Annotated in this window: 21 protein-coding genes; 10 read left to right on the forward strand and 11 right to left on the reverse strand. The window is 74.0% G+C overall.

Features of this window, described 5'->3' with window-relative positions:
* The 3 genes from H0S66_RS01895 to H0S66_RS01905 all read right to left on the reverse strand — a co-directional run bounded on the left by H0S66_RS01895 (position 1) and on the right by H0S66_RS01905 (position 4,803).
* Positions 1-1,434 carry a uracil-xanthine permease family protein gene (locus H0S66_RS01895; protein WP_179613873.1) on the reverse strand — a complete coding sequence of 478 codons (1,434 nt, stop codon included), beginning with the start codon at positions 1,432-1,434 and terminating at the stop codon, positions 1-3.
* A 704-nt stretch (positions 1,435-2,138) separates the two neighbouring features.
* Positions 2,139-3,392: an HNH endonuclease signature motif containing protein gene (locus H0S66_RS01900; protein WP_179613874.1), complete on the reverse strand. Its 1,254-nt coding sequence runs from the start codon at positions 3,390-3,392 to the stop codon at positions 2,139-2,141.
* A gap of 148 nt (positions 3,393-3,540) precedes the next feature.
* Positions 3,541-4,803, reverse strand: coding sequence for a PucR family transcriptional regulator (locus H0S66_RS01905; RefSeq protein ID WP_179613875.1), 1,263 nt, complete (start codon positions 4,801-4,803; stop codon positions 3,541-3,543).
* Positions 4,804-4,931: 128 nt separating this feature from the next.
* On the opposite strand from H0S66_RS01905, the gene H0S66_RS01910 reads away from it, so the two are divergent.
* From H0S66_RS01910 to H0S66_RS01920, 3 genes are read left to right on the forward strand one after another with little or no spacing between them, the layout of a single operon-like run.
* Entirely contained in the window at positions 4,932-5,651 is a 720-nt protein-coding gene (locus tag H0S66_RS01910; protein WP_179613876.1) for an oxamate carbamoyltransferase subunit AllH family protein, read from the forward strand.
* Positions 5,648-7,060, forward strand: coding sequence for an FdrA family protein (locus H0S66_RS01915; RefSeq protein ID WP_179613877.1), 1,413 nt, complete (start codon positions 5,648-5,650; stop codon positions 7,058-7,060). Before H0S66_RS01910 ends, H0S66_RS01915 begins: the two co-directional genes overlap by 4 nt.
* Positions 7,057-8,463, forward strand: a complete 1,407-nt coding sequence (locus H0S66_RS01920; RefSeq protein WP_179613878.1) for a YlbE family protein — start codon at positions 7,057-7,059, stop codon at positions 8,461-8,463. Before H0S66_RS01915 ends, H0S66_RS01920 begins: the two co-directional genes overlap by 4 nt.
* Here the strand turns inward: H0S66_RS01920 and H0S66_RS01925 are convergent.
* The 4 genes from H0S66_RS01925 to moeZ form a co-directional block, all read right to left on the reverse strand.
* Positions 8,435-8,758: an MGMT family protein gene (locus H0S66_RS01925; protein ID WP_179613879.1), complete on the reverse strand. Its 324-nt coding sequence runs from the start codon at positions 8,756-8,758 to the stop codon at positions 8,435-8,437. The two genes, H0S66_RS01920 and H0S66_RS01925, sit on opposite strands and share 29 nt — an antisense overlap.
* 21 nt (positions 8,759-8,779) lie before the next feature.
* On the reverse strand, positions 8,780-9,661 hold the full coding sequence (locus H0S66_RS01930; protein ID WP_179613880.1) for a hypothetical protein: 882 nt from the start codon (positions 9,659-9,661) through the stop codon (positions 8,780-8,782).
* Positions 9,662-9,730: 69 nt separating this feature from the next.
* Positions 9,731-10,621, reverse strand: coding sequence for a hypothetical protein (locus H0S66_RS01935; RefSeq protein ID WP_179613881.1), 891 nt, complete (start codon positions 10,619-10,621; stop codon positions 9,731-9,733).
* Positions 10,622-10,771: 150 nt separating this feature from the next.
* Positions 10,772-11,971 (reverse strand): adenylyltransferase/sulfurtransferase MoeZ, encoded by a 1,200-nt coding sequence (gene moeZ / locus H0S66_RS01940; protein ID WP_179613882.1) that lies wholly within the window; start codon positions 11,969-11,971, stop codon positions 10,772-10,774.
* 278 nt (positions 11,972-12,249) lie between these two features.
* Between moeZ and H0S66_RS01945 the strand changes: the two genes are divergently transcribed.
* Positions 12,250-12,837 (forward strand): TetR/AcrR family transcriptional regulator, encoded by a 588-nt coding sequence (locus H0S66_RS01945; protein ID WP_179617124.1) that lies wholly within the window; start codon positions 12,250-12,252, stop codon positions 12,835-12,837.
* 31 nt (positions 12,838-12,868) lie between these two features.
* On the forward strand, positions 12,869-13,090 hold the full coding sequence (locus tag H0S66_RS01950; RefSeq protein WP_179613883.1) for a DUF3107 domain-containing protein: 222 nt from the start codon (positions 12,869-12,871) through the stop codon (positions 13,088-13,090).
* A 28-nt stretch (positions 13,091-13,118) separates the two neighbouring features.
* On the opposite strand, the gene H0S66_RS01955 is transcribed toward H0S66_RS01950, so the two are convergent.
* Positions 13,119-13,844: a ferritin-like fold-containing protein gene (locus H0S66_RS01955; RefSeq protein ID WP_179613884.1), complete on the reverse strand. Its 726-nt coding sequence runs from the start codon at positions 13,842-13,844 to the stop codon at positions 13,119-13,121.
* A gap of 101 nt (positions 13,845-13,945) precedes the next feature.
* Between H0S66_RS01955 and H0S66_RS01960 the strand changes: the two genes are divergently transcribed.
* Entirely contained in the window at positions 13,946-15,556 is a 1,611-nt protein-coding gene (locus tag H0S66_RS01960) for a DEAD/DEAH box helicase (protein WP_179613885.1), read from the forward strand.
* Positions 15,557-15,645: 89 nt separating this feature from the next.
* Here the strand turns inward: H0S66_RS01960 and H0S66_RS01965 are convergent, their stop codons facing one another.
* Positions 15,646-16,410: a ParA family protein gene (locus H0S66_RS01965; RefSeq protein ID WP_179613886.1), complete on the reverse strand. Its 765-nt coding sequence runs from the start codon at positions 16,408-16,410 to the stop codon at positions 15,646-15,648.
* Positions 16,411-16,472: 62 nt separating this feature from the next.
* Between H0S66_RS01965 and H0S66_RS01970 the strand changes: the two genes are divergently transcribed.
* Complete coding sequence (locus tag H0S66_RS01970; RefSeq protein ID WP_179613887.1) at positions 16,473-17,231, forward strand: SDR family NAD(P)-dependent oxidoreductase; 759 nt, start codon at positions 16,473-16,475, stop codon at positions 17,229-17,231.
* A 1-nt stretch (position 17,232) separates the two neighbouring features.
* On the opposite strand, the gene H0S66_RS01975 is transcribed toward H0S66_RS01970, so the two are convergent.
* Both H0S66_RS01975 and H0S66_RS01980 read right to left on the reverse strand, forming a co-directional pair.
* Positions 17,233-18,105, reverse strand: coding sequence for a PHP domain-containing protein (locus H0S66_RS01975; protein WP_179613888.1), 873 nt, complete (start codon positions 18,103-18,105; stop codon positions 17,233-17,235).
* 9 nt (positions 18,106-18,114) lie between these two features.
* Positions 18,115-18,756 (reverse strand): DUF6758 family protein, encoded by a 642-nt coding sequence (locus tag H0S66_RS01980; RefSeq protein WP_258017063.1) that lies wholly within the window; start codon positions 18,754-18,756, stop codon positions 18,115-18,117.
* 125 nt (positions 18,757-18,881) lie between these two features.
* Between H0S66_RS01980 and H0S66_RS01985 the strand changes: the two genes are divergently transcribed.
* From H0S66_RS01985 to H0S66_RS01995, 3 genes are all read left to right on the forward strand, one after another.
* The gene (locus H0S66_RS01985; protein ID WP_179613889.1) at positions 18,882-19,565 is read left to right on the forward strand and encodes an ANTAR domain-containing protein; all 684 of its coding nucleotides are present in this window, start codon (positions 18,882-18,884) and stop codon (positions 19,563-19,565) included.
* Between the two features lie 182 nt (positions 19,566-19,747).
* Positions 19,748-20,761, forward strand: a complete 1,014-nt coding sequence (locus H0S66_RS01990; RefSeq protein ID WP_179613890.1) for a sensor histidine kinase — start codon at positions 19,748-19,750, stop codon at positions 20,759-20,761.
* Positions 20,740-21,423: a LuxR C-terminal-related transcriptional regulator gene (locus H0S66_RS01995; RefSeq protein WP_179613891.1), complete on the forward strand. Its 684-nt coding sequence runs from the start codon at positions 20,740-20,742 to the stop codon at positions 21,421-21,423. The genes H0S66_RS01990 and H0S66_RS01995 overlap by 22 nt, the downstream gene beginning before the upstream one ends.
* Positions 21,424-21,438 lie beyond the last annotated feature (15 nt).

Consider the following 21,438-nt stretch of genomic DNA (forward strand, 5'->3'; position numbering starts at 1 on the left):
TCACCCCCGGTGCCGGCCCTCGTGGTCGGGGCGGGCCTGGCCGCCCTCGTGGTGCACGCCCTCGGTGCCGACCGAGAGCATCGTGCCGTCGGCCGGGGCGGGCGCGATGGCGCGCGCCAGGTGGTAGCCCGCGACGATGATGATCGTGCCGGCGGCGATGCCGCCGAGGGTGAAGTCGTCGGTCACCGGGAAGAACTGGTCGGTGCCCAGGCCGATGCCCATCACCAGGCCGGCCGCGACCGGGACGAGGTTGACCGGGTTGCCGAAGTCCACCCCGTTCTCCTTCCAGATCTTCGCGCCGAGCAGTCCGATCATCCCGTAGAGGACAAGGGTGATGCCGCCCAGCACGGCGGAGGGGGTGGCGTTGACGATCGCCCCGAACTTGGGGACCAGACCGAGCAGGATCGCGGTCACGGCCGCCACGTAGTAGGCCGCGGTCGAGTAGACCCGGGTCGTGGCCATCACGCCGATGTTCTCGGCGTACGTCGTGGTCGGCGAGCCGCCGATCGAGGTGGCGATGACCGTGGCGACGCCGTCGGCGCCGACCGCGCGGCCCATCTCGGGGTCGAGGTCGCGGCCGGTCATCTCGGCGACCGCCTTGACGTGCCCGACGTTCTCGGCGACCAGGGCGATGACCGCGGGGATGACCAGCAGCGTGAAGGTGATGCTGAAGGACGGGAGGTGCCAGCCGACCGCGCCCGCGGTGGTCTTGTCGGGGAACCCGAACCAGTCGGCCCCCGAGACCAGCGACCAGTCGACGCGGTCGTGCTCGACGGCCTCGCCGTTGGAGGACGGGGTGACCGAGGTGATCGGGCCGAGGGTCAGGTCGGCGAGCCAGGAGACGACGTACCCGAAGATCAGGCCCAGGAAGATCGCGATGCGCCCCAGGAAGCCGCGCAGCCCCACGGCCATGACGATGACGGCGGTCATCGTCAGCAGCGCGATCCAGTAGTCGGCCGGCATGTAGACCGAGGTCGCGACCGGGGCGAGGTTGAAGCCGATCAGCAGCACGACCGCGCCGGTCACCACCGGGGGCAGCACCGCGTTGACCATGCCGGTGCCGGCCACGTGGATGAAGAGGCCCACCAGCGCGAGGATGACGCCGGAGACCAGGATCGCGCCCGTGACGTCGGAGGGGCTGCCGCCCTGGTTGTAGATCGCTGCGGCGCCGCCGACGAAGGACGCGCTGGTGCCGAGGTAGCTGGGCACCTTGTTGCGCACGATCAGCAGGAAGCAGATCGTCGCGATGCCGCTCATCATGATCGCGAGGTTGGCGTTGAGCCCCATGATCAGCGGGAAGACGAACGTCGCCCCGAACATCGCCACGACGTGCTGGGCGCCGATCCCGGCTGTGCGCCCCCAGTCGAGCCGCTCGTCGGGTGCCACCGCCTCACCCTGACCGGGCTTCACCACGGTCCACCTGAACATCGACATCACGCCACCTCTGTTCCTCCGGGTCCACCCGCTGCGAGGGACCTCAACCTAGTGAGACCTCGGTGCCGGTCTCGTCGGCAAGTCTCGCCGAAGGCGACGCCCCAGCGACGGCAATCGCTGGCACACGGGCGCGCCGCGCACCGAGCCGGCGCCAGCTCACGGCGTACGACGAGCCGCTGGTCGAGCAGCAAGGAGCGCCAGCGACGCGCGTCGCCGAGACCCCACAAGAACCACACCCACCTCGGCGTACGACGTTCCGTTGGTCGAGCAGCAAGGAGCGCCAGCGACGCGCGTCGCCGAGACCCCGCAAGAACCGCGCCGACCTCGCCGTACGCCGCTCCGTTGGTCGAGCAGCAAGGAGCGCCAGCGACGCGCGTCGCCGAGACCCCGCAAGAACCCCGCCGACCTCGCCGCACGCCGCTCCGTTGGTCGAGCAGCAAGGAGCGCCAGCGACGCGCGTCGCCGAGACCCCGCAAGCACCGCGCCGACCTCGCCGCACGCCGCTCCGTTGGTCGAGCAGCAAGGAGCGCCAGCGACGCGCGTCGCCGAGACCCCGCAAGCACCGCGCCGACCTCGCCGTACGCCGTGGGGTCACCGGGTTGCGACGGTCGCTCGACCCACGGCGGTCGCGTCGAGTCGGCTGGTTCGAACCGGCCGGCTCGCGGCGTACGCCGTCCTGGTACTCACGCAGGGAAGAGCGGGGTCTAGGTGCGGTGGTGGAAGGTGACCTGGTTGTCGGCGCCGATGTCGACTTCGTAGTCGGGGTCGTGGATGCGTCGGTGGTGATACGGGCACAGCAGGCGGCCGCGGGCCAGGTCGGTGAGGCCGTGGTGGGACCAGGGGTCGTCGTGGTGGGCATGACACATCGCTGGTGGTGCGTCGCAGCCCCTGGCGGTGCAGCCGCCGTCGCGGATACCCATCGCGATGCGCTGGGTCTTGGTGAAGAACCGCTTCGCCCGGCCCACATCGAGGGGTTTGCTCTCCCCGTCGAGGACGACGGGCACGATCCCGGCCTCGCACGCCAACCGCCGCGCGTCGCCAGCGGAGATCCGGCCGCCGGTGTCGAGCGCAGCCGCCGCCAGCCCACCCTGCAGCGAGGCGAGGGTCATGGTGACGACCACGGTCGCGTTGACCCCACCGGCGCGGGGCAGTCGCTTGGGGTCGAGTCGTTCGATGAGCTCGACGAACGCATCGCCCAGCCGCCGCGCGGTGGGCCGGCGTACCGGTTCCGGTGCCTTATCCGTGCTTGCCCGGTTGGCGATCTGGTGCTTGGGGGCGGCGAACGCCATCAAGGCCTTCTCGAGCATCTGCCCCACCAGACTCGGGACGGTGAAGGACCCCTTGATCCGGCCGTGGCCGTCCTCGCGCATCCGGAACACCGACGACTTCTCGGCCTCGCGCTCCTCACGATCGAGCAGCTCGGCCTCCCACGCCTCCCCCACCTCCGGGGCGACGACATCAAGAATGCGACGCCCCAGCACCCGCAGCGCCTTCGCGTCGTGCACCCCAGCGAACGCCACCAACGCCGCAGTGGCCTGCTCGAGGACCGCCGGGTCGAGGTCGTCGGGCAGCGCATCCAACGACGTACAGATCACCGACGCCTGCTCCGCGACCAGATCCCCACGACCCAACGCCTCGCGCACCAGGACGTGACGCGCCAGTCCCTCGGCCAGGCGTACCTGACGGAACGACTCCCGCTTGGTCGACCGGGTCACGTTCGAGTGCCACACCGCCAACGACGGCGAGGCGTTGCGCTCCTGCACCGCGACGGTATCCGCGTGCTCCAGCAGCCGGGACTGCACTGCGGCCAGCCGTGCCTGGAGCCGCGAGGCCTCCACGATCGCCTGCGCGGTCTCGGCCTGGCTCATCGACCAGGTAGACATCTCCGCGACCTCGTCCAGCACCACGTGGGCCCGCGCGACAGCACTCCCGACGGGGTGCGCAGCAGTGGTGGACATGATCAAAGTATCTCAGGGCCCACCGACAAAGCACCAGGTCAAACCCCATTTTCCACAAGCGGATCGAAAACTTTTTCGACGGTGCGGAAGTGACCGGTCGAGGGTTCAAACCTGACCGCTCGGTGGTTCAAAAGTGACTGCTCGGCCGTCAACCGGCGACGTCGAGCACCCGGAGGGCCACGGCGACGTCGAGGCGCAGGTGGGGGTCGCTGGAGAGCGGGCCGAGGAGGCGCTCGAGCTTGGAGACGCGGTAGCGCATCGTGTTGTAGTGGAAGAACTGGGTGCGCGCGGCCTCGGCGACGTTGAAGTTGGTGTCGAGCAGCACCTGGAGGGTCTCGCGCAGGTCGACCGCCTCGGTGGTGTCGGCGGCCAGCGGGCCCAGCACGTCGTCGGCGAAGGCCCGCAGCTCGGCGACGTCGGGCACCATCGCGATCAGCCGGTGCAGCCCGAGCTGGTCGAAGAACGTCGTCGAGCCGCCGCCGCGCACCCGACGCCCCACGTCGACCGCTCGGCGGGCCTGCGCGTACGCCGCCGGCAGGTCGCCGAGGCCCGGGGCGGGGCGGCTGACCCCCACCGAGAACGGCCGGCGCCCGCCGCCCTTGTCGCCGGCGACCGCCGCCACCACCCGTCGTACGACGTCCTCGCCGGGCAGCGGCTCGGTGCCGGTCGCCTGCTCGTCCAGCGGCACCAGCACCACCACCTCGTGGGAGAGGTCGACGACGGGCACGCTCGCGTCGAGGCCGCGCAGCACCTGGCGCCAGGCGGCCGCGAAGCGCTCCTGCCAGCGTCGCCACTGCACCCGGTCGGCCACCCCGGCCTCGGGTGCGGGGTCGATCTCGGCGACCAGCACCACCGTGGGTCCCTCGAGTCGCCAGCCGAGCGAGGCGGCGTGCTCGGAGACGAAGACGTCGTCGCCGGCGCGACCCAGGAAGACGTCGCGCAGGAAGTCGCCGGCGTACTTGTGCTCGACCTCGGCCACGGCGTCCTGGCGGGTCACCAGCAGCGCCGTCAGGTCGGCGGCGCGCTCGAGCAGCGCGACCTCCTCGACCCCGATCGGGCCGTCGGCGCGCACCGCGACCAGCCGGGCCAGCTCGTGCTCGCCCGTCCCGACGCCGACGCCACGCGCCTCGCCGTCGCCGACGGGGGCGCCGCGGCCCTCCATCCGCTCGACCCGCACCCGGCCACCGGAGGTGACCAGGTCGAGGGCGGCCAGCCGGTCGCGCAGCTCGCCGGGCAGCGCGGCCGCGCGCTCGCGCCCGTCGGTCGAGGTCACCAGCACCCCGACGTCGAGCACCCGGGCGACCTCGCCGGCCACGGCGTCGAGGCCGCCTCCGTCGAGCACCACGCGGGTCAGGCCGCGGTGCAGCGCGTCGATGCGCGCCAGCGCTGTGGTCGAGACGTCCGGCTCCATGCAGCCCCCCGCTGGTCCGTGGCAGCCGGTCGCAGCTCCCACTTGGCAACTCCTGAGGCCCGCCCACCCGATCGTTGGCACAACCTCACATGGGAGGCACCGTAGCCCGAGGACTAGCGTCGAGCAGCGTGAGCCCCCGCCGCCCGGTCCCGGTGAGCGCCCCGCCGCGCGTGCTCGCGCTGCTGCGCGCGACCCCCGACACCCCGGCCGGCCCCGGTCTCACGGTGCTCCACCGCGGCTCCCTGGCGGCGTACGTCGACCTGGGCGGCTGGGCGCTCGGCCTCGTCGACCCGGCGGCGTCGCGGCCGCCGACCGCCCTGGTGCTCGGCCCCGGCGTCCTGCCCGGGCTCGCCCTCGGCGACGTGCGGGTCCACGGCGGCCGGCTGCACCTCGACAGACGCCCGGTCGTCCCCGGCCGCCTCCACCACACCGGCGTGCCGCGCATCGCCGGCCGGGCCTGCGGCCCGGCCCCCGACGTCGCCGGGCTGGTGGGCCGGGGCGGCGGGCTGACCCCCGAGGGCGACGACCTGCTGTGCGGCTGGCTGGCCGCCCACCGCGCCACCGCGACCCCCACCCCGCGCACCGACGCGTCCGTGCGCGCCCACCTGCACCGCACCAGCCTGCTCTCCGCGACGCTGCTCGAGGCGGCCCTGCTCGGCGAGGTCCTGCCCGAGCTGGCGGACTGGCTGCGGGCCCGCGGCGGCCCCGACGAGGCCCGCCGGGCCGCAGCGCTGACCGCGGTCGGCCACACCTCCGGCGCCGCCCTGCTGCGCGGCGCCGCCTGCGCGCTCGAGCGGCTCCCCGTGACCCTGCCCCCGACCCTGCGCCCCGAAGGAGCAGCCGCATGACCCGGCCCCCGCACCAGCACGTCGAGGTGCGCAGCGCCTACGCCGACTCCGTCGCCCTGCTCCAGGTCAGCCGCACGGTCGCGGCGCTGCCCGGCGTCGCGGCCGCCCAGGTCGCGATGGCCACCCCGCTCAACCTCGACGTGCTCGCCGGGATGGGCTTCGAGGTGCCGGACGACGCGGGCCCCAACGACATGGTGGTCGCGCTGCGCCTGGTCGACGGCGACCCGACGACCCTCGAGGCCGCCGTGGCCGGGGTCGACGCCGCGCTGCGGGCGCTGCGCAGCGCGCGCCCGGCCGCCGCCGGTGCCCAGGCCCCGCCGCGCACGACCGCCTCGGCGCTGCGCGGCGCCGACCCCGGTGACCCGGTGCTGGTCTCGGTGCCCGGCGCCTCGGCGGCCGTCGAGGCCGCCGACGCGCTCGCCGCGGGCCACGACGTGATGATCTTCAGCGACAACGTGCCGCTCGAGCACGAGGTCGCGCTGAAGCGGGCCGCCGCCGAGCGGGGGCTGCTGGTGATGGGCCCCGACTGCGGCACGGCCGTGCTCGACGGGGTCGGCCTCGGCTTCGCCAACGTCACCCGCCCCGGGCCGGTGGGCGTCGTGGCCGCCTCCGGCACCGGGTGCCAGCAGCTGCTGGCGCTGCTCGACCACGCCGGAGTGGGCGTCTCGTGGGCGCTCGGCGTCGGCGGGCGCGACCTGGGCCGCGCCGTGGGCGGCCTGGCCACCCGCGAGGCCCTGCGCCGCCTCGACGCCGACCCCGGGGTCGAGCGGATCGTGCTGGTCTCCAAGCCGCCCGACGACGAGGTCGCCGCCGCCCTCGCGTCGTACGCCGCCACGCTGGGCACGCCGGTGCAGCTGGCCCTGCTGGGGCCCGGGCTCCCCGACCTCACCGCGGTCGCCGAGCAGGTGCTGGCCGACCTCGGGGTGCCGGTGCCGCAGTGGCCGGTCGCGGGCGAGGTCCACCGCGAGGTGCGCGGCGAGCTGCTCGTCGGGCTCTTCGCCGGTGGCACCCTGGCCCAGGAGACCGAGCTGCTGTGCCGTCAGGCGGGGGTGCCCCACGAGGTCGTCGACCTCGGCGACGACGAGCTGACCCACGGCCGCGCCCACCCGATGATCGACCCGACCCTGCGCCTCGAGCGGCTCGTCGGCGCCCTCGAGCACCCGCACACCGGGGTGGTGCAGGTCGACGTGGTGCTCGGCCACGGCGCCGACCCCGACCCGGCCGCCACGCTGGTGCCGGCGCTCGCCGAGGCCGCCCGTCCCGTGGTCGTCAGTCTCGTGGGCACCGCGGCAGACCCGCAGGACCTCCTGGCCCAGCGCACCGCCCTGGCCCGGGTCGCCGAGGTGCACCTGTCCAACGCCGGCGCGACGCGACGCGCGATCGGCCTGCTCACCGGAGGAGCGCGATGAGAGCCGTCACCGTCGGCGCCGACCTGCTCGGCGACGCCCTCGAGGCCCAGGCGGTGGGGGTGCAGCGGGTCGACTGGCGCCCGCCGATGCCCGGCACCGAGGACGACCTGGCCACCGTCGTCCTCGACCCGTTGCGCGCCGACGCCGACGCCCGCGCGGTGCAGGCCGTGCTCGACACCACCGCCGTCCTCGTCGACGTGCTGCCGGCCGCCGAGGCGATCGGCCTGGAGCGCGGGCAGTTCCTGCACGCCGGGCCCCCGCTGACCTGGGAGCGGGCCTCCGGTCCGATGCGCGGCGCCCTGATGGGGGCGGCGGCCCTGGAGGGCCTGGTCGACGACCCCGACGACGCCCCGGCCCTCTTCGAGTCCGGGGCCGCGACGTTCGAGCCCTGCCACCACCACGCCGCGGTCGGCCCGATGGCCGGCGTCGTGGCGCCGAGCATGTGGATGTTCGTGCTCGAGGACCCCGTGACCGGTCGCCGCACCCACTGCACCCTCAACGAGGGGCTGGGCAAGGTGCTGCGCTACGGCGCCTACTCCCCCGAGGTGCTCACCCGCCTGCGCTGGATGGGCGACGTGCTCGGCCCGCTGCTGCAGGGCGCGGTGCGGGCGGTGCGCGACGGGCAGGGGCCGGTCGACGTCAGCGGCGTGCTGACCCAGATGCTGCAGATGGGCGACGAGGCCCACAACCGCAACCGCGCCGGCACCCTGATGCTCCTGCGCGACCTGGCCCCTGCCCTGGTGGCCGGCACCGAGCGCGGCAGCAGCGCCGCGGACGTCGCCGAGGTGCTGCGCTTCGTCGGCGGCAACGACCACTTCTTCCTCAACCTCGCCATGCCCGCCTGCAAGCTCGCGCTCGACGCCGCCCGCGGCACCGAGGGCTCGGCGATGGTGGTCGCGATGGCGCGCAACGGCACCGACTTCGGCATCCAGGTCGCCGGCACCGGCGACGAGTGGTTCACCGGGCCCGCGCAGGTCGCCGACGGGCTGTTCCTGGGCGACTACGGCCCCGACGACGCCAACCCCGACATCGGCGACTCCGCCATCACCGAGACCGCCGGCATCGGCGGCTTCGCGATGGCCACCGCGCCCGCCATCGTGCGCCTGGTCGGCGGCACCGTGCCCGACGCCCTGGCCACCACCCGCCGGATGCACGAGATCACCCTGGCCGAGCACCCGCGCTGGGCGGTGCCGGTGCTCGACTTCCAGGGCACCCCGACCGGCATCGACGTGACCCGGGTGTGCCGCACCGGCGTGCTCCCCCAGATCAACACCGGCATGGCGGGCCGGGTCGCCGGCACCGGCCAGGTCGGCGCCGGGCTGGTCACCCCGCCCGCCGAGGTGTTCCCCGCCGCGCTGGCCCGGCTGGCCCGGCTCAGCCGCGAGCGGGCGAGCGGGGCATGAAGAAGGCCGTCGGCAGGTCGACCCGGCCGGAGGCGCGCAGCGCGGTGCCCTCGGCCAGGTAGGCCTGGCGGGCCTCGTCGTCGTGGCTCGGCGGCAACGAGCCGTCGGCGCGCACGACCCGCCACCACGCCACCGCGGCGCCGTGGCCGGCCATCACGTTGCCGACCCGGCGCGGGCCGTAGCGGCCCACGGCCTCGGCGATCGCGCCGTACGTCGTCACCCGGCCCGGCGGCACCTGCTCGACGCACGAGAGCACGTCCTCGACGTACCGGTCGGGGTCCTCGGGGTGCCGCACGACATCGAGCCTACCGTCGGCTCAGCCCAGCGGGAGCGCCGAGAAGGGCTCGGTGCCCGCGGCCAGGCGCAGACCCTTGATGCCCGAGTGCCGGCGGGCGAAGTCGAGCTCGGAGGCCAGGTCGCCGACGCCGTTGCTCAGCGGCAGCGGGGCGATGGCCACCGTCGAGAGCGTGCCGAACGCGGCGCCGTCGGCGTCGAGCAGGCCCGAGCCGGAGTCACCGGGCACGCCCGGGGTGAGGGTGTAGACGTCCCAGCTCCACTCGCCGAAGGCGCCGAGCGAGACGCCGAGCTTGGGCGAGAGCAGGGTGGTGGGGCGCAGGCTGGACTGGCCGTAGCTGTAGACCTGCGAGCCGGCGGGGGCGCCCTCGCTCGACAGCCCGGTCGGGCCGCCGAAGAACGGGACGCTGGGGTTCACCGCACCGAGGAAGCGCTTCTGCACCCGCACCAGCGCGAAGTCGTTGTAGTCACAGGTGTCGGCGTCGGTGGTGCCCAGGCGCTGCATGGTCTCCCACGAGGAGTAGGCCAGCCGACCGCGGCCCACCGTGGTGCCGCCGGAGACCAGGTTGCCGCCCTGCGCGAAGCGGACCTTGGTGCCGGTGGGCAGGCTCGGGGTGTCGCAGCCGCTGGTGTCGGTGGCCTCCCCCAGCCCGGCGCAGTGCGCGGCGTAGCCGACGTAGACCCGCCCGCGCCTGTCGGTGTAGACGAAGTTGGCGGTGCACTGCGCACCGTCGGTGTACATCTGCACGCCCGGGGTGATGGTGGCCTCCGAGGCCGGGGCCCAGTCCTGGAACCGGCGGGCGGTCGCCGCCCCGGCGCTCGCGGGCAGCAGCAGCGGGGCGACCAGGAGCGCCAGCAGGGCGAGGACGACGGAGGTGCGAGCGGTCGCGGGTCGGGTGCGCATGCCCCTCCAACGAGCGATGCCCCCGCTCGGCTACGCGAGCGGGGGCATCGGACGGAGGGCGGTGCCGGATCAGAGCAGCGGCGAGAAGGGCTCGGTGCCCAGGGCCAGCTCGAGGCCGGCGATGCCGGAGTGCTGCTGGGCGAACTCGAGCTCGCGCTGCAGGTCGCCGATGTTGTTCGACAGCGGCAGCGGCGCCAGGCCGAGGGTCGACAGGGTGCCGATCGCCTCGCCGCTCTCGCTCACGAACGCCGAGCCCGAGTCGCCGGGGACACCCGGGGTCACGGTGTAGAGCGGGTGGCTCCAGCCCTCGTCGCCGGCGCTGTCACCGAGGCTGGTGCCGGTCTTGGGCGAGAGCGGCTCGAGGCCGAAGCGCAGGCTGGAGTTGCCGTAGCTGTAGACCCGGTCGCCGGCGGCGGTGCCGTCGGTGTCGATGCCGGTCGGGCCGCCCCAGAACGGGATGCTCGGGTTGACCTTGGACACGTCGGCCGCGTCCACCTTGACCAGCGCGAAGTCGTTGTAGGCGCAGGCGTTCTCGTCGGTGGTGCCGATGTCGCGCATCGTGCGCCACGAGGAGTAGGCCAGCTCGCCGCTGCCGAGCTGGGTGCCGGAGCTGATCAGGCTGCCGCCCTTGCGGAAGGTGACCTCGGTGCCCAGCGGGACCGAGTCGTTGAGGCAGCCGTTGGTGTCGGTCGCCGCTCCCATGCCCGCGCAGTGCGCGGCGTAGCCGAGGTAGACGTTGGCGGAGGCGTCGGTGAAGACGAAGTTCGAGGTGCACTGCGAGCCGTCGGTGTACATCTGCGTGCCGGGCGTGATGGTCGCCTGGTCGGCAGGTGCCCAGGTCGGCGCGGCGACGGCGGGGGCCGAGGTCGCGGCAGCGGCGCCGAGTCCGGTCGCGGCGAGCACGGCGAGGGCGCCGGTGGCGCGGCGCACGGTCGAGGCAGTGGTGCTGGCGGTCTTCATCGAGAAAGGTCCTCCCAGTAGTGGACGGTGGCCGACCCCGAGACGGGGACCACCTGGAACGCACAACGACGCACCTCCACAAGAGTTACGCCCGGGTAGTCGGAGATGACTACCCGGGCGTGACCCGATGTGACTACCTGAGCGAGGCTCTCAGTACGACGGCTGGCTGGGGTCGACCTGGTTGACCCACGCCACCACGCCGCCGCCGACGTGCACGCTGTCGTCGAAGCCGGCGCCCTTGAGCACCGCGAGCGCCTCGGCCGAGCGCACGCCCGACTTGCAGTGCAGCACCACCTGCTTGTCCGAGGGCAGCTCGCCCAGGGCGTTGCCGTTGAGGAACTCGCCCTTGGGGATCAGCACCGAGCCGGGGATCCGGTTGATCTCGTACTCGTTGGGCTCGCGCACGTCGACCAGCACGAAGTCGCGCTCGCCCTTCTCGCGCTCGGCCAGCATCGTCTCGAGCTGGGTGACCGAGATCGTCGAGCCGGCCGCGGCGTCGGCGGCGTCCTCGGAGATCGCGCCGCAGAAGGCGTCGTAGTCGATGAGCCCGGTGACGTCGGCGTCCGGGCCGCACAGGCGGCAGGCCGGGTCCTTGCGCACCTTGAGCTTGCGCCACTCCAGCTCGAGGGCGTCGTAGATCACGAGCTTGCCGATCGCCGGGTCGCCGGCGCCGGTGAGCAGCTTGATGGCCTCGTTGACCTGGATCGAGCCGATCGAGGCGCACAGCACGCCCAGCACGCCGCCCTCGGCGCAGCTCGGCACCATGCCCGGCGGCGGCGGCTCGGGGTAGAGGCAGCGGTAGCAGGGGGCGTCCTCGGCCAGCGACGGCGCGAAGACCGAGGCCTGGCCGTCGAAGCGGTAGATCGAGCCCCACACGTAGGGGATCCCGAGGAAGTACGCCGCGTCGTTGACCATGTAGCGGGTCGCGAAGTTGTCGGTGCCGTCGACGATCAGGTCGTAGCCTCGGAAGACGTCCATCACGTTGTCGTTGTCGAGGCGCTCCTCGTGCAGCACCACCTCGACGTACGGGTTGGCCTCGGCGATGGACTCCTTGGCCGAGACGGCCTTGGACTTCCCGATGTCGGACTGGGTGTGGATGATCTGGCGCTGCAGGTTCGACTCGTCGACCTCGTCGAACTCGGCGATGCCGAGGGTGCCGACGCCGGCGGCGGCCAGGTAGAGCAGGGCGGGGCTGCCGAGGCCGCCCGCCCCGATGACGAGCACCTTGGCGTTCTTCAGCCGCTTCTGACCGGTCATCCCGACGTCGGGGATGATCAGGTGCCGGCTGTAGCGGCGGACCTCGTCGACGGTCAGCTCGGCTGCCGGCTCCACGAGTGCTGGGTAGGTCACTGCTGGGCTCCTCGATCGGTTCGCGGGGTGCTGCGATGGTCTCGCTGGACGCAACAGCCTGTCGTCGCGTCCTGTTCCCTCGGCGCTGCCCATCGTGCTCCCGACCCGTCCGGCACCCCGCGCCGTCCCGTCATCCGGACCGTCCCTACCGCGGGGTAGGCTCGCGCCGCACGTGAAGGACACCACCACCGCACCCCTCGAGGAGGGCAGTCGTGCCAGCTGGTCAGTACGACGTCGACGCCGGCGCCGAGGCGCCTTCCCGGCAGCGCGGGGCACGCATGCCGCGCCGCGAGCGACGCGCCCAGCTGCTCGACTCCGCGCTCGGGGTCTTCGTGGCCTCGGGCTACCACGCCGCCGCGATGGACGACATCGCCGAGCGGGCTGGGGTCTCCAAGCCGGTGCTCTACCAGCACTTCCCCGGCAAGATGGACCTCTACCTCGCGCTGCTCGACATCGCGTGCGACCAGGTCATCGAGAACTGCCGCGCCGCGCTGGCCTCGACCCCCGACAACAAGCAGCGCGTGGCCGCGACCATCGACGCCTTCTACGACTACGTCGCCGACGACAACGGCGCCTTCCGGCTGGTCTTCGAGTCCGACCTGACCAACGAGGCGGCCGTGCGCCAGCTCGTCGACCGGGTCACCACCGAGTGCGCGGCGATGATCGCCGAGGTGATCCGCGACGACACCGGCCTGCCCGACGAGGCCTCGCGGCTGCTGGCCGTCTCCCTGGTGGGAATGGCTCAGGTCAGCGCACGGTTCTGGCTCAACGACACCGCGGGCATCGACCGCGCTGACGCCACCGCGCTCATCACGGGCTTGGCCTGGCGGGGCATCCGCGGCTACCCCAAGACCGACGAGCACTGAGATCCAGCAGCACCCAACAGGAGGAGGACCCGTGGAGGTCAAGATCGGCATCCAGCAGGCCCAGCGCGAGCTGAGCGTCGAGACCGACGAGACGGCCGAGCAGGTGCAGCAGCAGGTCGCCGCCGCCGTCGAGTCCGGTGGCGTCGTGACCCTGACCGACACCAAGGGCCGCACCGTGCTGGTGCCCGCCGCCAAGCTCGCCTACGTCGAGATCGGCACCGCGACCGTCGGGACGGTCGGCTTCCGCAGCTGAGCAGGAGGCGTACCGGGCGGGTCCGGGCTCAGGCGTCGAGCCCGAGCTCGGACATCCGCTCGGTGTGCCGCTCGGTGAGCCGGGCGAACATCCGCCCCAGCGCTGCCAGGTCCAGGCCCGGGCGGTCCACCCCGCCGGCGAGCAGCGCCGAGAGCGCCTCGCGCTCGGCGGCCACGCTCTGCGCCTGGATCAGCGCCTCCCCCATCAGCCGGCGCCCCCACAGGGCCAGCCGGCCGCCCAGGCGGTGGTCGCGCGCGATCGCCGCCCGCACCCGGTCGACCACGAAGGCGGCGTGCGGGCCCTCCTCCAGCGAGGAGAGCACCAGCTCGCGGGTGCCCGCGTCGAGGTACGCCGCGATCTCGCGGTAGAAGTCGTCGGCCAGCCCGTCGCCGACGAAGGCCTTGACCAGGCCCTCGTACCAGTCCGAGGGCGCGGTGTGCTCGTGGAACTGGTCGATGGCCGCACCGAAGGGCGCCATCGCCACGAACGGGTCGGCGCCCAGCTCGCGCAGGCGCCCGTGCAGGCGCTCGACGCGCCCCAGCTCGCCGGCCGCCATCTGCGCGATGGCCACCTTGTCCTCCAGCGTGGGCGCGAGCTTGGCGTCCTCGGCCAGCCGCTCGAAGGCCGAGATCTCGCCGTACGAGAGCACGCCCAGCAGGTCGACGACCGCCTCGCGGTAGGCGGGGTCGGCGAGCGCCAGCTCGGCCTCGCGCGCCCGGGAGACGGGCGTGTCGCCGGCCTGGGATTCAGTCATGCGCGCACCCTACCGATACCCTGGGCCCATCGAGCGCTGCGCCGGTGCCGCCACGAGCGGGCACCCGGGCACGGCGCCGAGGCGGGAAACCACCCGCCAGCATGTGCGCGGCAGACGCGCCAGCGAGCTTTCCGAGTCCGCCGGGTCCGCCGCTCCGAGCCACCCGGCCCACCGCGGCTGACGACGAAAGCAGACATACCGACGTGACCACCTTCCGTGACCTGGGGGTCCTCCCCAAGATCTGCGACGCGCTCGAGCGCGCCGGCATCACCACCCCCTTCGCCATCCAGGAGATGACGCTCTCGGTCGCCCTCAGCGGCACCGACCTGATCGGCCAGGCCCGCACGGGCACCGGCAAGACCCTCGCCTTCGGCATCCCGGTCCTGCAGCGCAGCACCCCCGTCGACGACCCGGCGTACGCCGACCTGCCGCAGGGCAAGCCGCAGGCGCTGATCGTGGCCCCGACCCGCGAGCTGGCGCTGCAGGTCTCGAGCGACCTGGCCCTGGCCAGCAAGGACCTCGGGCTGCGCGTGCTGACCGTCTACGGCGGCGTGGGCTACGAGCCCCAGCTCGAGGCGCTCGAGGCCGGCGTCGACGTCGTCGTCGGCACCCCGGGACGCCTCATCGACCTGGCGCACCGCAAGGTGCTCGACCTGGGCCACGTGCACGCGCTGGTGCTCGACGAGGCCGACGAGATGCTCGACCTGGGCTTCCTGCCCGACGTGGAGCGCCTGCTGAAGATGACCCCCGAGAGCCGCCAGACGATGCTGTTCTCGGCCACCATGCCCTCGGCGATCGTCGCGCTGGCGCGCACCCACATGCGCCACCCGATGAACATCCGCGCTGAGTCGTCGTACGAGAACGCGACCGTGCCGGCCACCGCGCAGTTCATCTACCAGGCCCACGACCTCGACAAGCCCGAGATCATCGGGCGCATCCTGCAGGCCCCCGACGCCGAGAAGATCATCGTCTTCACCCGCACCAAGCGGCAGAGCCAGCGCGTCGCCGACGACCTCACCGAGCGCGGCTTCGCGGCCAGCCCGCTGCACGGCGACATGGCCCAGGTGGCGCGCGAGAAGGCGCTGACCAAGTTCCGCGAGGACAAGATCCGGGTGCTGGTGGCCACCGACGTCGCCGCTCGCGGCATCGACGTGCGCGGCGTCTCGCACGTCATCAACTACACCTGCCCCGAGGACGACAAGACCTACGTGCACCGCATCGGGCGCACCGGTCGCGCCGGCGCGTCGGGCATCGCGATCACCTTCGTGGACTGGGCCGACCTGCACCGCTGGAAGATGATCAACAAGACCCTCGACCTGCCCTTCGACGAGCCGCAGGAGACCTACTCGACCTCGCCGCACCTGGCCACCGACCAGGGCATCCCCGAGGGCACCAAGGGCCGCGTCGTGCCCGAGGCGCCCCGCGAGCCCCGCGCCCCGCGCGAGGGTGGCCGTGATCGTGGCCGCGAGGGCGGTGGCCGCGAGGGCGGGCAGCGCGCCCCGCGCAACCGCGACCGCACCCGCAGCCGCAGCCGCGGCGGCGAGGTCGTCGCCGAGGTCTCGACCAACGCCTCGGGCGAGAAGGTCGAGAAGCCGGTCGAGGGCTCGGGCTCGGGCAGCCGCAACCGTCGCCGTCGCCGCTCGCGCGGCGGCCAGGGTGGCGGCCAGGGCAGCCAGGGCGGCCAGAGCACCGAGGCCGCACCCCAGGCCTGAGCCGACCCGGCCCATATCTCTCACTGACCCGGCCCGAACCTCCCCTCAGGGGGAAGTTCGGGCCGGGTCAGTGCGATATTTAGGCCGGGTCAGCGCTGCGAGCGGGTGACCAGGTTGGCGGCCGCCTCGCGGTAGGCCTTGGCGCCCTTGCTGGTGCGGCTGGTGGCCAGGATCGAGCGGCCGGCGGCGGGCGCCTCGGCGAACTTGATCGTCTTGGGGATCGGCGGCTCGACGACCTCGAGGTCGTAGGTCTCCGAGATCGTGTCGAGCACGGTGCGCGCGTGGTTGGTGCGCCCGTCGTACAGCGTCGGCAGCACGCCCCAGACCTCGAGACCGCGGTTGGTGAAGCGGCGCACGTCGTGGACGGTGTCGAGCAGCTGGCCCACGCCGCGGTGCGAGAGCGTCTCGCACTGCAGCGGCACCAGCACGCCGTCGGCGGCGGTGAGCGCGGCGACGGTGAGCACGCCGAGCGAGGGCGGGCAGTCCAGGAGCACCCAGTCGTAGGCGCCGTCGAGGTCCTCGATGACGCCACGGACGACGTGCTCGCGCCCGGTGCGGGTCAGCAGGTCGGCCTCGGCACGGGCCAGCTCGATGGTCGCCGGCAGCAGGGCGACGCCGTCGTCGGTCTCGATGATCACCTCGCTCGCGTCGACGCCGCGGGTCAGCACGTGGTGCACCGACGTCTCGAGGTCCTCGGGGTCGATGCCCAGCGAGAAGGTCAGGCAGGCCTGGGGGTCGAGGTCGACCAGCAGGACCCGGTGGCCCAGCTCGGCGAGCGCGGCGCCCAGGGAGGCCACGGACGTCGTCTTGGCGACGCCGCCCTTCTGGTTGGCGACGGCGAGTGTGGTGGTCATCGGGCCACATCATGCCCGATCCGGGCCTGCCACCGCGGGGACACACCTGTTCTACTGCTCCCATGCCCCGCGCCCTGGTCACCGGCCCCACCGCCGGCATCGGTCACAGCTTCGCCGTGCAGCTCGCCGGGCGCGGGCACGACCTGGTGCTGGTCGCCCGCGACCAGCAGCGCCTCGAGGAGGTCGCCGGCGACCTGCGCGAGCGCTTCGGGGTCGCGGTCGAGGTGCTGGTCGCCGACCTCGCCGACCGCGACCAGCTCGTCCGGGTCGAGCAGCGCCTGGCCGACCGCTCCTCCCCCGTCGACCTGCTCGTCAACAACGCGGGCTTCGGCCTCAAGGGCCGCTTCCTCGACAACGACGTGGCCGCCGAGACCGCCATGCTCGACGTGCTGGTCACCGCGGTGGTGCGGCTGATGCACGCCGCGCTCGGCCCGATGGTCGAGCGCGGGCACGGCCAGGTGCTCAACGTCTCGAGCGTGGCCTCGTTCCTGCCGCGCGGCTCCTACTCCGCGGCCAAGGCCTACGTGAACAAGCTCGGCGAGTGGGCGGCCGCGGAGTACGCCCCGCACGGCGTCACCGTGACGACCCTGTGCCCCGGCTTCGTGCGCACCGAGTTCCACGAGCGGATGGACGTCGGCCAGGACTCCGCGCCCGACTTCCTGTGGCTCGACGCCGACGACCTGGTGCGCACCGCACTCGCCGACCTGGAGAAGGGCAAGGTCTACTCGATCCCGAGCGCGCGCTACAAGGCGATCGCCGGCGCGGCCCGGGTGGTCCCGCGCGGGGTGCTCCAGCGCTTCCAGTCGCTGGGTCGCAAGTAGCTCAGACGACCTCGGGGACCGCCCGGCCCGAGGCCGCGGCGGCCGCGGCGGCCAGGTCGAGCAGCCGCTCGAGCTCCTCGGGCGCGGTGGTGTGGCAGCCCAGGTCGTGGTCGACCTTGCCCTCGCCGTGGTGGTCGCTGGACCCGGTGACGACCAGGTCGAGCTCGCGCGCGATCGCGCGCAGCCGCTCCCGGGCCGCGGGCGCGTGGTCCTGGTGGTCGACCTCGATGCCGGCCAGGCCGAGCCCGGCCAGCTCGGCGAAGGCCTGCGCGTCGGGGCGCTCGTCGCGGCGCCGGCCCCACGCGTGGGCCACCACCGAGACCCCGCCGGCCTCACCGACCAGCCGGATCGTCTCGCGCAGCGGGGCGGCGTACCGGTCGACGTACCCGGGGCGCCCGGGGCTGAGGTAGCGGTCGAAGGCCTCGGTGCGGTCGCCCACCACGCCGGCGGCGACCAGGGCGTCGGCCACGTGGGGCCGGCCGCTGGCGGCGCTGTGGCCCGAGACCCGGGCCACGTCGGCCTCGCTCAGGTCGATGCCCGCACCGCGCAGCGCCTCGAGCATGCCGGGCACCCGCGAGCGTCGCCCCTCGAGGATCCGCTCGAGCTCGGCCGCGAGCGGTGGGTACGTCGCGTCGGGCAGGTAGGCCAGCAGGTGCACGCCCTGCCCCTCGTGGCGGGTGCTGATCTCCATGCCCCGCACCAGCCGCAGGCCGGTCGCGTCGGCCGCGGCCGCGGCCTCGGCCCACCCCTCGGCGCTGTCGTGGTCGGTCAGCGCCAGCACGTCGAGCCCGGCCCGCACCGCGGCGTGCACGAGCTCGGTCGGCGACTGGGTGCCGTCGCTGGCCCGCGAGTGGGTGTGGAGGTCGATGCGCACCCCTGGAGCCTAGGTCCAGCCGGGCGCCGGACCGCTGAAGGGCAGCTCGAGCACGGCCGGCCCCACGCCCGAGACGTCGCGCAGGATCCACTCGTCGCGCAGCAGCAGCACGGCCGAGGCCGGGCGCACCACCATCCACAACCACCGCCCCTGCGCCTCCCCGACCAGCACGGACCGGTCCCACTCCCCCGGGCTGGCGCTGGTCGAGACCGTCCACAGCGACACCGGCAGGCGCTCCAGGCGCACCCGCACGTCGGCGGGGCCGTGCCCGACCTCGGGGCCGGGGTCGGTCCGGTCGCTCCCGGCGACCCGGGCCGCGAACCCGGTGCCGGGCTCCTCGGCGACGACGTGCACGTCGACCGGGCCGTCGAGGCTGCTGGTGCCGCTGACGCAGGTCATCGTGGCCACCGTGTCCTCGCCCTCCCCGACCGCCGCGAAGTCGGTGACGCCCCACCCGGGGCTCATCGGCCAGGGCAGCAGGGTCGGGAAGAGCGCCGCGCGGCGTAGGTGCTCGGCGAACCCGTCGTACGACGCCTCCTCGGCGCGCCACAGCGGCGGTACCGGGCCGTGCTCGGGGCACGACCACAACGACGACCCGTCGCCCAGCCGGGCGACCGGCGCGGGGCAGCGGGGGCAGGCGGCGCTGGGCACGGGTCCACGGTGCTCAGTCGGGGGCGCCACGTCAAGCAAGACCCTGTCGGCGACGGGGCCGATGTGCGATTCTGCAAGGCACGGCGCGTCGTCCTCGATCCGCCCAGAAAATTGGGGGGGGCACCGTGACGAGCGACGTGGTGGGCGACCTGCTGGACGCGCTGGACGGCCCGCACAGCCTGGAGTCGGCGTGCGACGGGCTGCTCGGGAGGTCCCGGTCGATGCTGGGCGCCGACGTGGCCGGCCTGGTCGCCTGGGACGCGCGCGGGCGCGTCGAGCAGCTGGCCAGCACCGACCCGGAGGCCACGGCGGCGCTGTGCGAGCTGCGCGGCGGGCCGCTGTGCCCCCCGGCGGCCGCGCTGCCGGACGACGCGGTGCTCGCCGTCGGGGACACCTGGGCGGAGGACCGGTGGCCCGGGTGGGCCTCCCAGGTCGCCGCCCTCGGGCACCGGTCGGTGCTGCTGGTGAACCTGCCGAGCCTGTCGCACCGGCCGCTGGCCCTGCACGCGTGGGCGGCCCGCCCGCACGCCTTCGGGGACGCCGTCCCGCCGCACACCGTCGACTTCGTGCGGCTGGCCGGCCTGATGGTCGCGCAGGCCGAGCGCGTCGAGAACCTGGTCGAGGCGCTGCACTCGCGCAGCCTCATCGCCCAGGCCCAGGGGATCGTCATGGAGCGCTTCTCCGTGGGCGCGGACGAGGCGATGGCCTACCTGCGCCGGGTCTCGCAGGACCAGCACCTGCGGGTGCGCGACCTCGCCGCGACCCTCGTCGAGGGACGCAACGTGCCCAGGCCCGCCCCACGCACCTGAGGCGGGATTTGACGCTCGTGTGACGGATTGTTGGCCGACTCGTACCAGATTGGGGTCACGGGACGGGGGAACCGATGACGAGTGCACCACAGCCACACGAGGCTGAGCAGCCACCGGCACGCGGCCGGGTCGAGGGACAGTCGGCGGCGACCGGGCAGGGGAGGACGGACGAGGCGCAGGAGATGCTGCGCCCGTGCGCCGTGCTGGTCGCCGTCGGGGTCCTCGCGGTCGTGAGCGCCACCGTCGCCCTGCACGGCCTCTCCGCCGATCCAGCCACCGCGTCCGCCTGGGTGGCGGCCGCGGCGCTGCTGGCGCTGCTGGGGGCCTGGGAGCGCGCCCGCGTCTCCTGCCGCCGGGCGCAGCGCGAGCTCGAGGAGGTCAGCGTGCGCGTCGGGGAGACCGAGCGGCTGCTGGGCGAGGACGAGGACACGCTCCACGAGGCCCGCACCGCCCTGGCCGGGCTGGTGCTCAGCGACCGGCTGCTGTCCGAGCACGACGAGCTCCTCGACGAGGAGACCCGGGCCCGGCTGCTCCACCTGCGCGGGCGCGACCTCGACCGGATCCAGCACCTGCTCTCCGGCGGGCTGCGCCACGTGCCGCCGGCCGAGAACGAGGTCGTCGGGGCCGACGGGGCCGACAAGCCCGACGAGACCGGCTCGGCGACGTACGAGGACGTCCCGATTGGGCCGCTCGTGGCCGACGCGCTCGCCGCCGCCCAGCTGCGCGGTGAGCCCGTGCACCGCACGACGCCCGAGGGGCCGGGCGAGACGGTGCGCGCCGACCCCCACGACGTGGCCGAGGTCCTCGACATCCTGCTGCGCAACGCCGCCCGGCACGCGCCGGGGGCCCGCGTGGACGTCGAGGTGCACCGCACCGGCGCCCGCGTGGTCGTCCGGGTCGCCGACCAGGGCCCCGGGGTGCCGCCCGGCCTGCGCGCCACCCTCTTCACCCGCGGCGCCCGCGGACCGTCCTCCCCCGGCTCGGGCCTCGGCCTGGCCATGGCCCGCCGCCTCACCGACCGCAACGACGGGGACCTCGTGCTCGAGGAGAGCACCCCCCGCGGGACCGTCTTCGCCCTCGTCCTGCCAGCCGCCGGCCCTGCCGGCACCACGCACACCACCACAGGGGAGACCACCATGACCACCACCACCGAACGGCTCGTCGCCGTCCCGTCATGCCACGCGCACTCGGCCTGACCCGCGTCGCGGTGGTCGAGGACCACCTGCTGTTCGCCGAGTCGCTGGAGGTCGCACTGACCCTCGAGGGCCACGACGTGCACCGCATCGAGGTGCCCGAGGGCACCCCGCCCGCCGGGTGGCTGCTCACCGCGCTGCTGCGGGTCCGACCGCGCGTCGTCCTGCTCGACCTCGACCTGGGCCCCGGTGGCCCGGGCACCCGCCTGATCGAGCCCCTGGTGCGCACCCGGGCGGCCGTCGTGGTGATCACCGGCGAGTCGCGCGAGGCGGTGTGGGGCGAGTGCCTGCGCCGCGGCGCCCGCGCGGTGCTCGAGAAGACCGCCTCGCTCAACACCATCCTGGCCACGATCCGCCTCATCGGCGACGGACGCCCTGTGATGAGCCGCGAGGAGCGCGAGCGCCTCATGCTCGTCTACCACCAGGAGAAGCAGGAGCTCGCCGCCGTGCGGGCCCGGCTCGACCGGCTCACCCCGCGCGAGCGCGAGGTGCTCGGCTGCCTGATGCAGGGCACGACCGTGCGCGAGATCGCCAGGTCGTCCTTCGTCTCCGAGGCGACCGTGCGCACGCAGGTCAAGTCGATCCTCGCCAAGCTCGAGGTCTGCTCGCAGCTCGCCGCCGTCGGCATGGCCCACCGCGCGCAGAGCCGCCTCGTCGCGCACTGACGCGCGCCCAGCCCC

This window comes from Nocardioides marinisabuli (assembly GCF_013466785.1).
In the GTDB taxonomy this organism is placed as follows: domain Bacteria; phylum Actinomycetota; class Actinomycetes; order Propionibacteriales; family Nocardioidaceae; genus Nocardioides; species Nocardioides marinisabuli.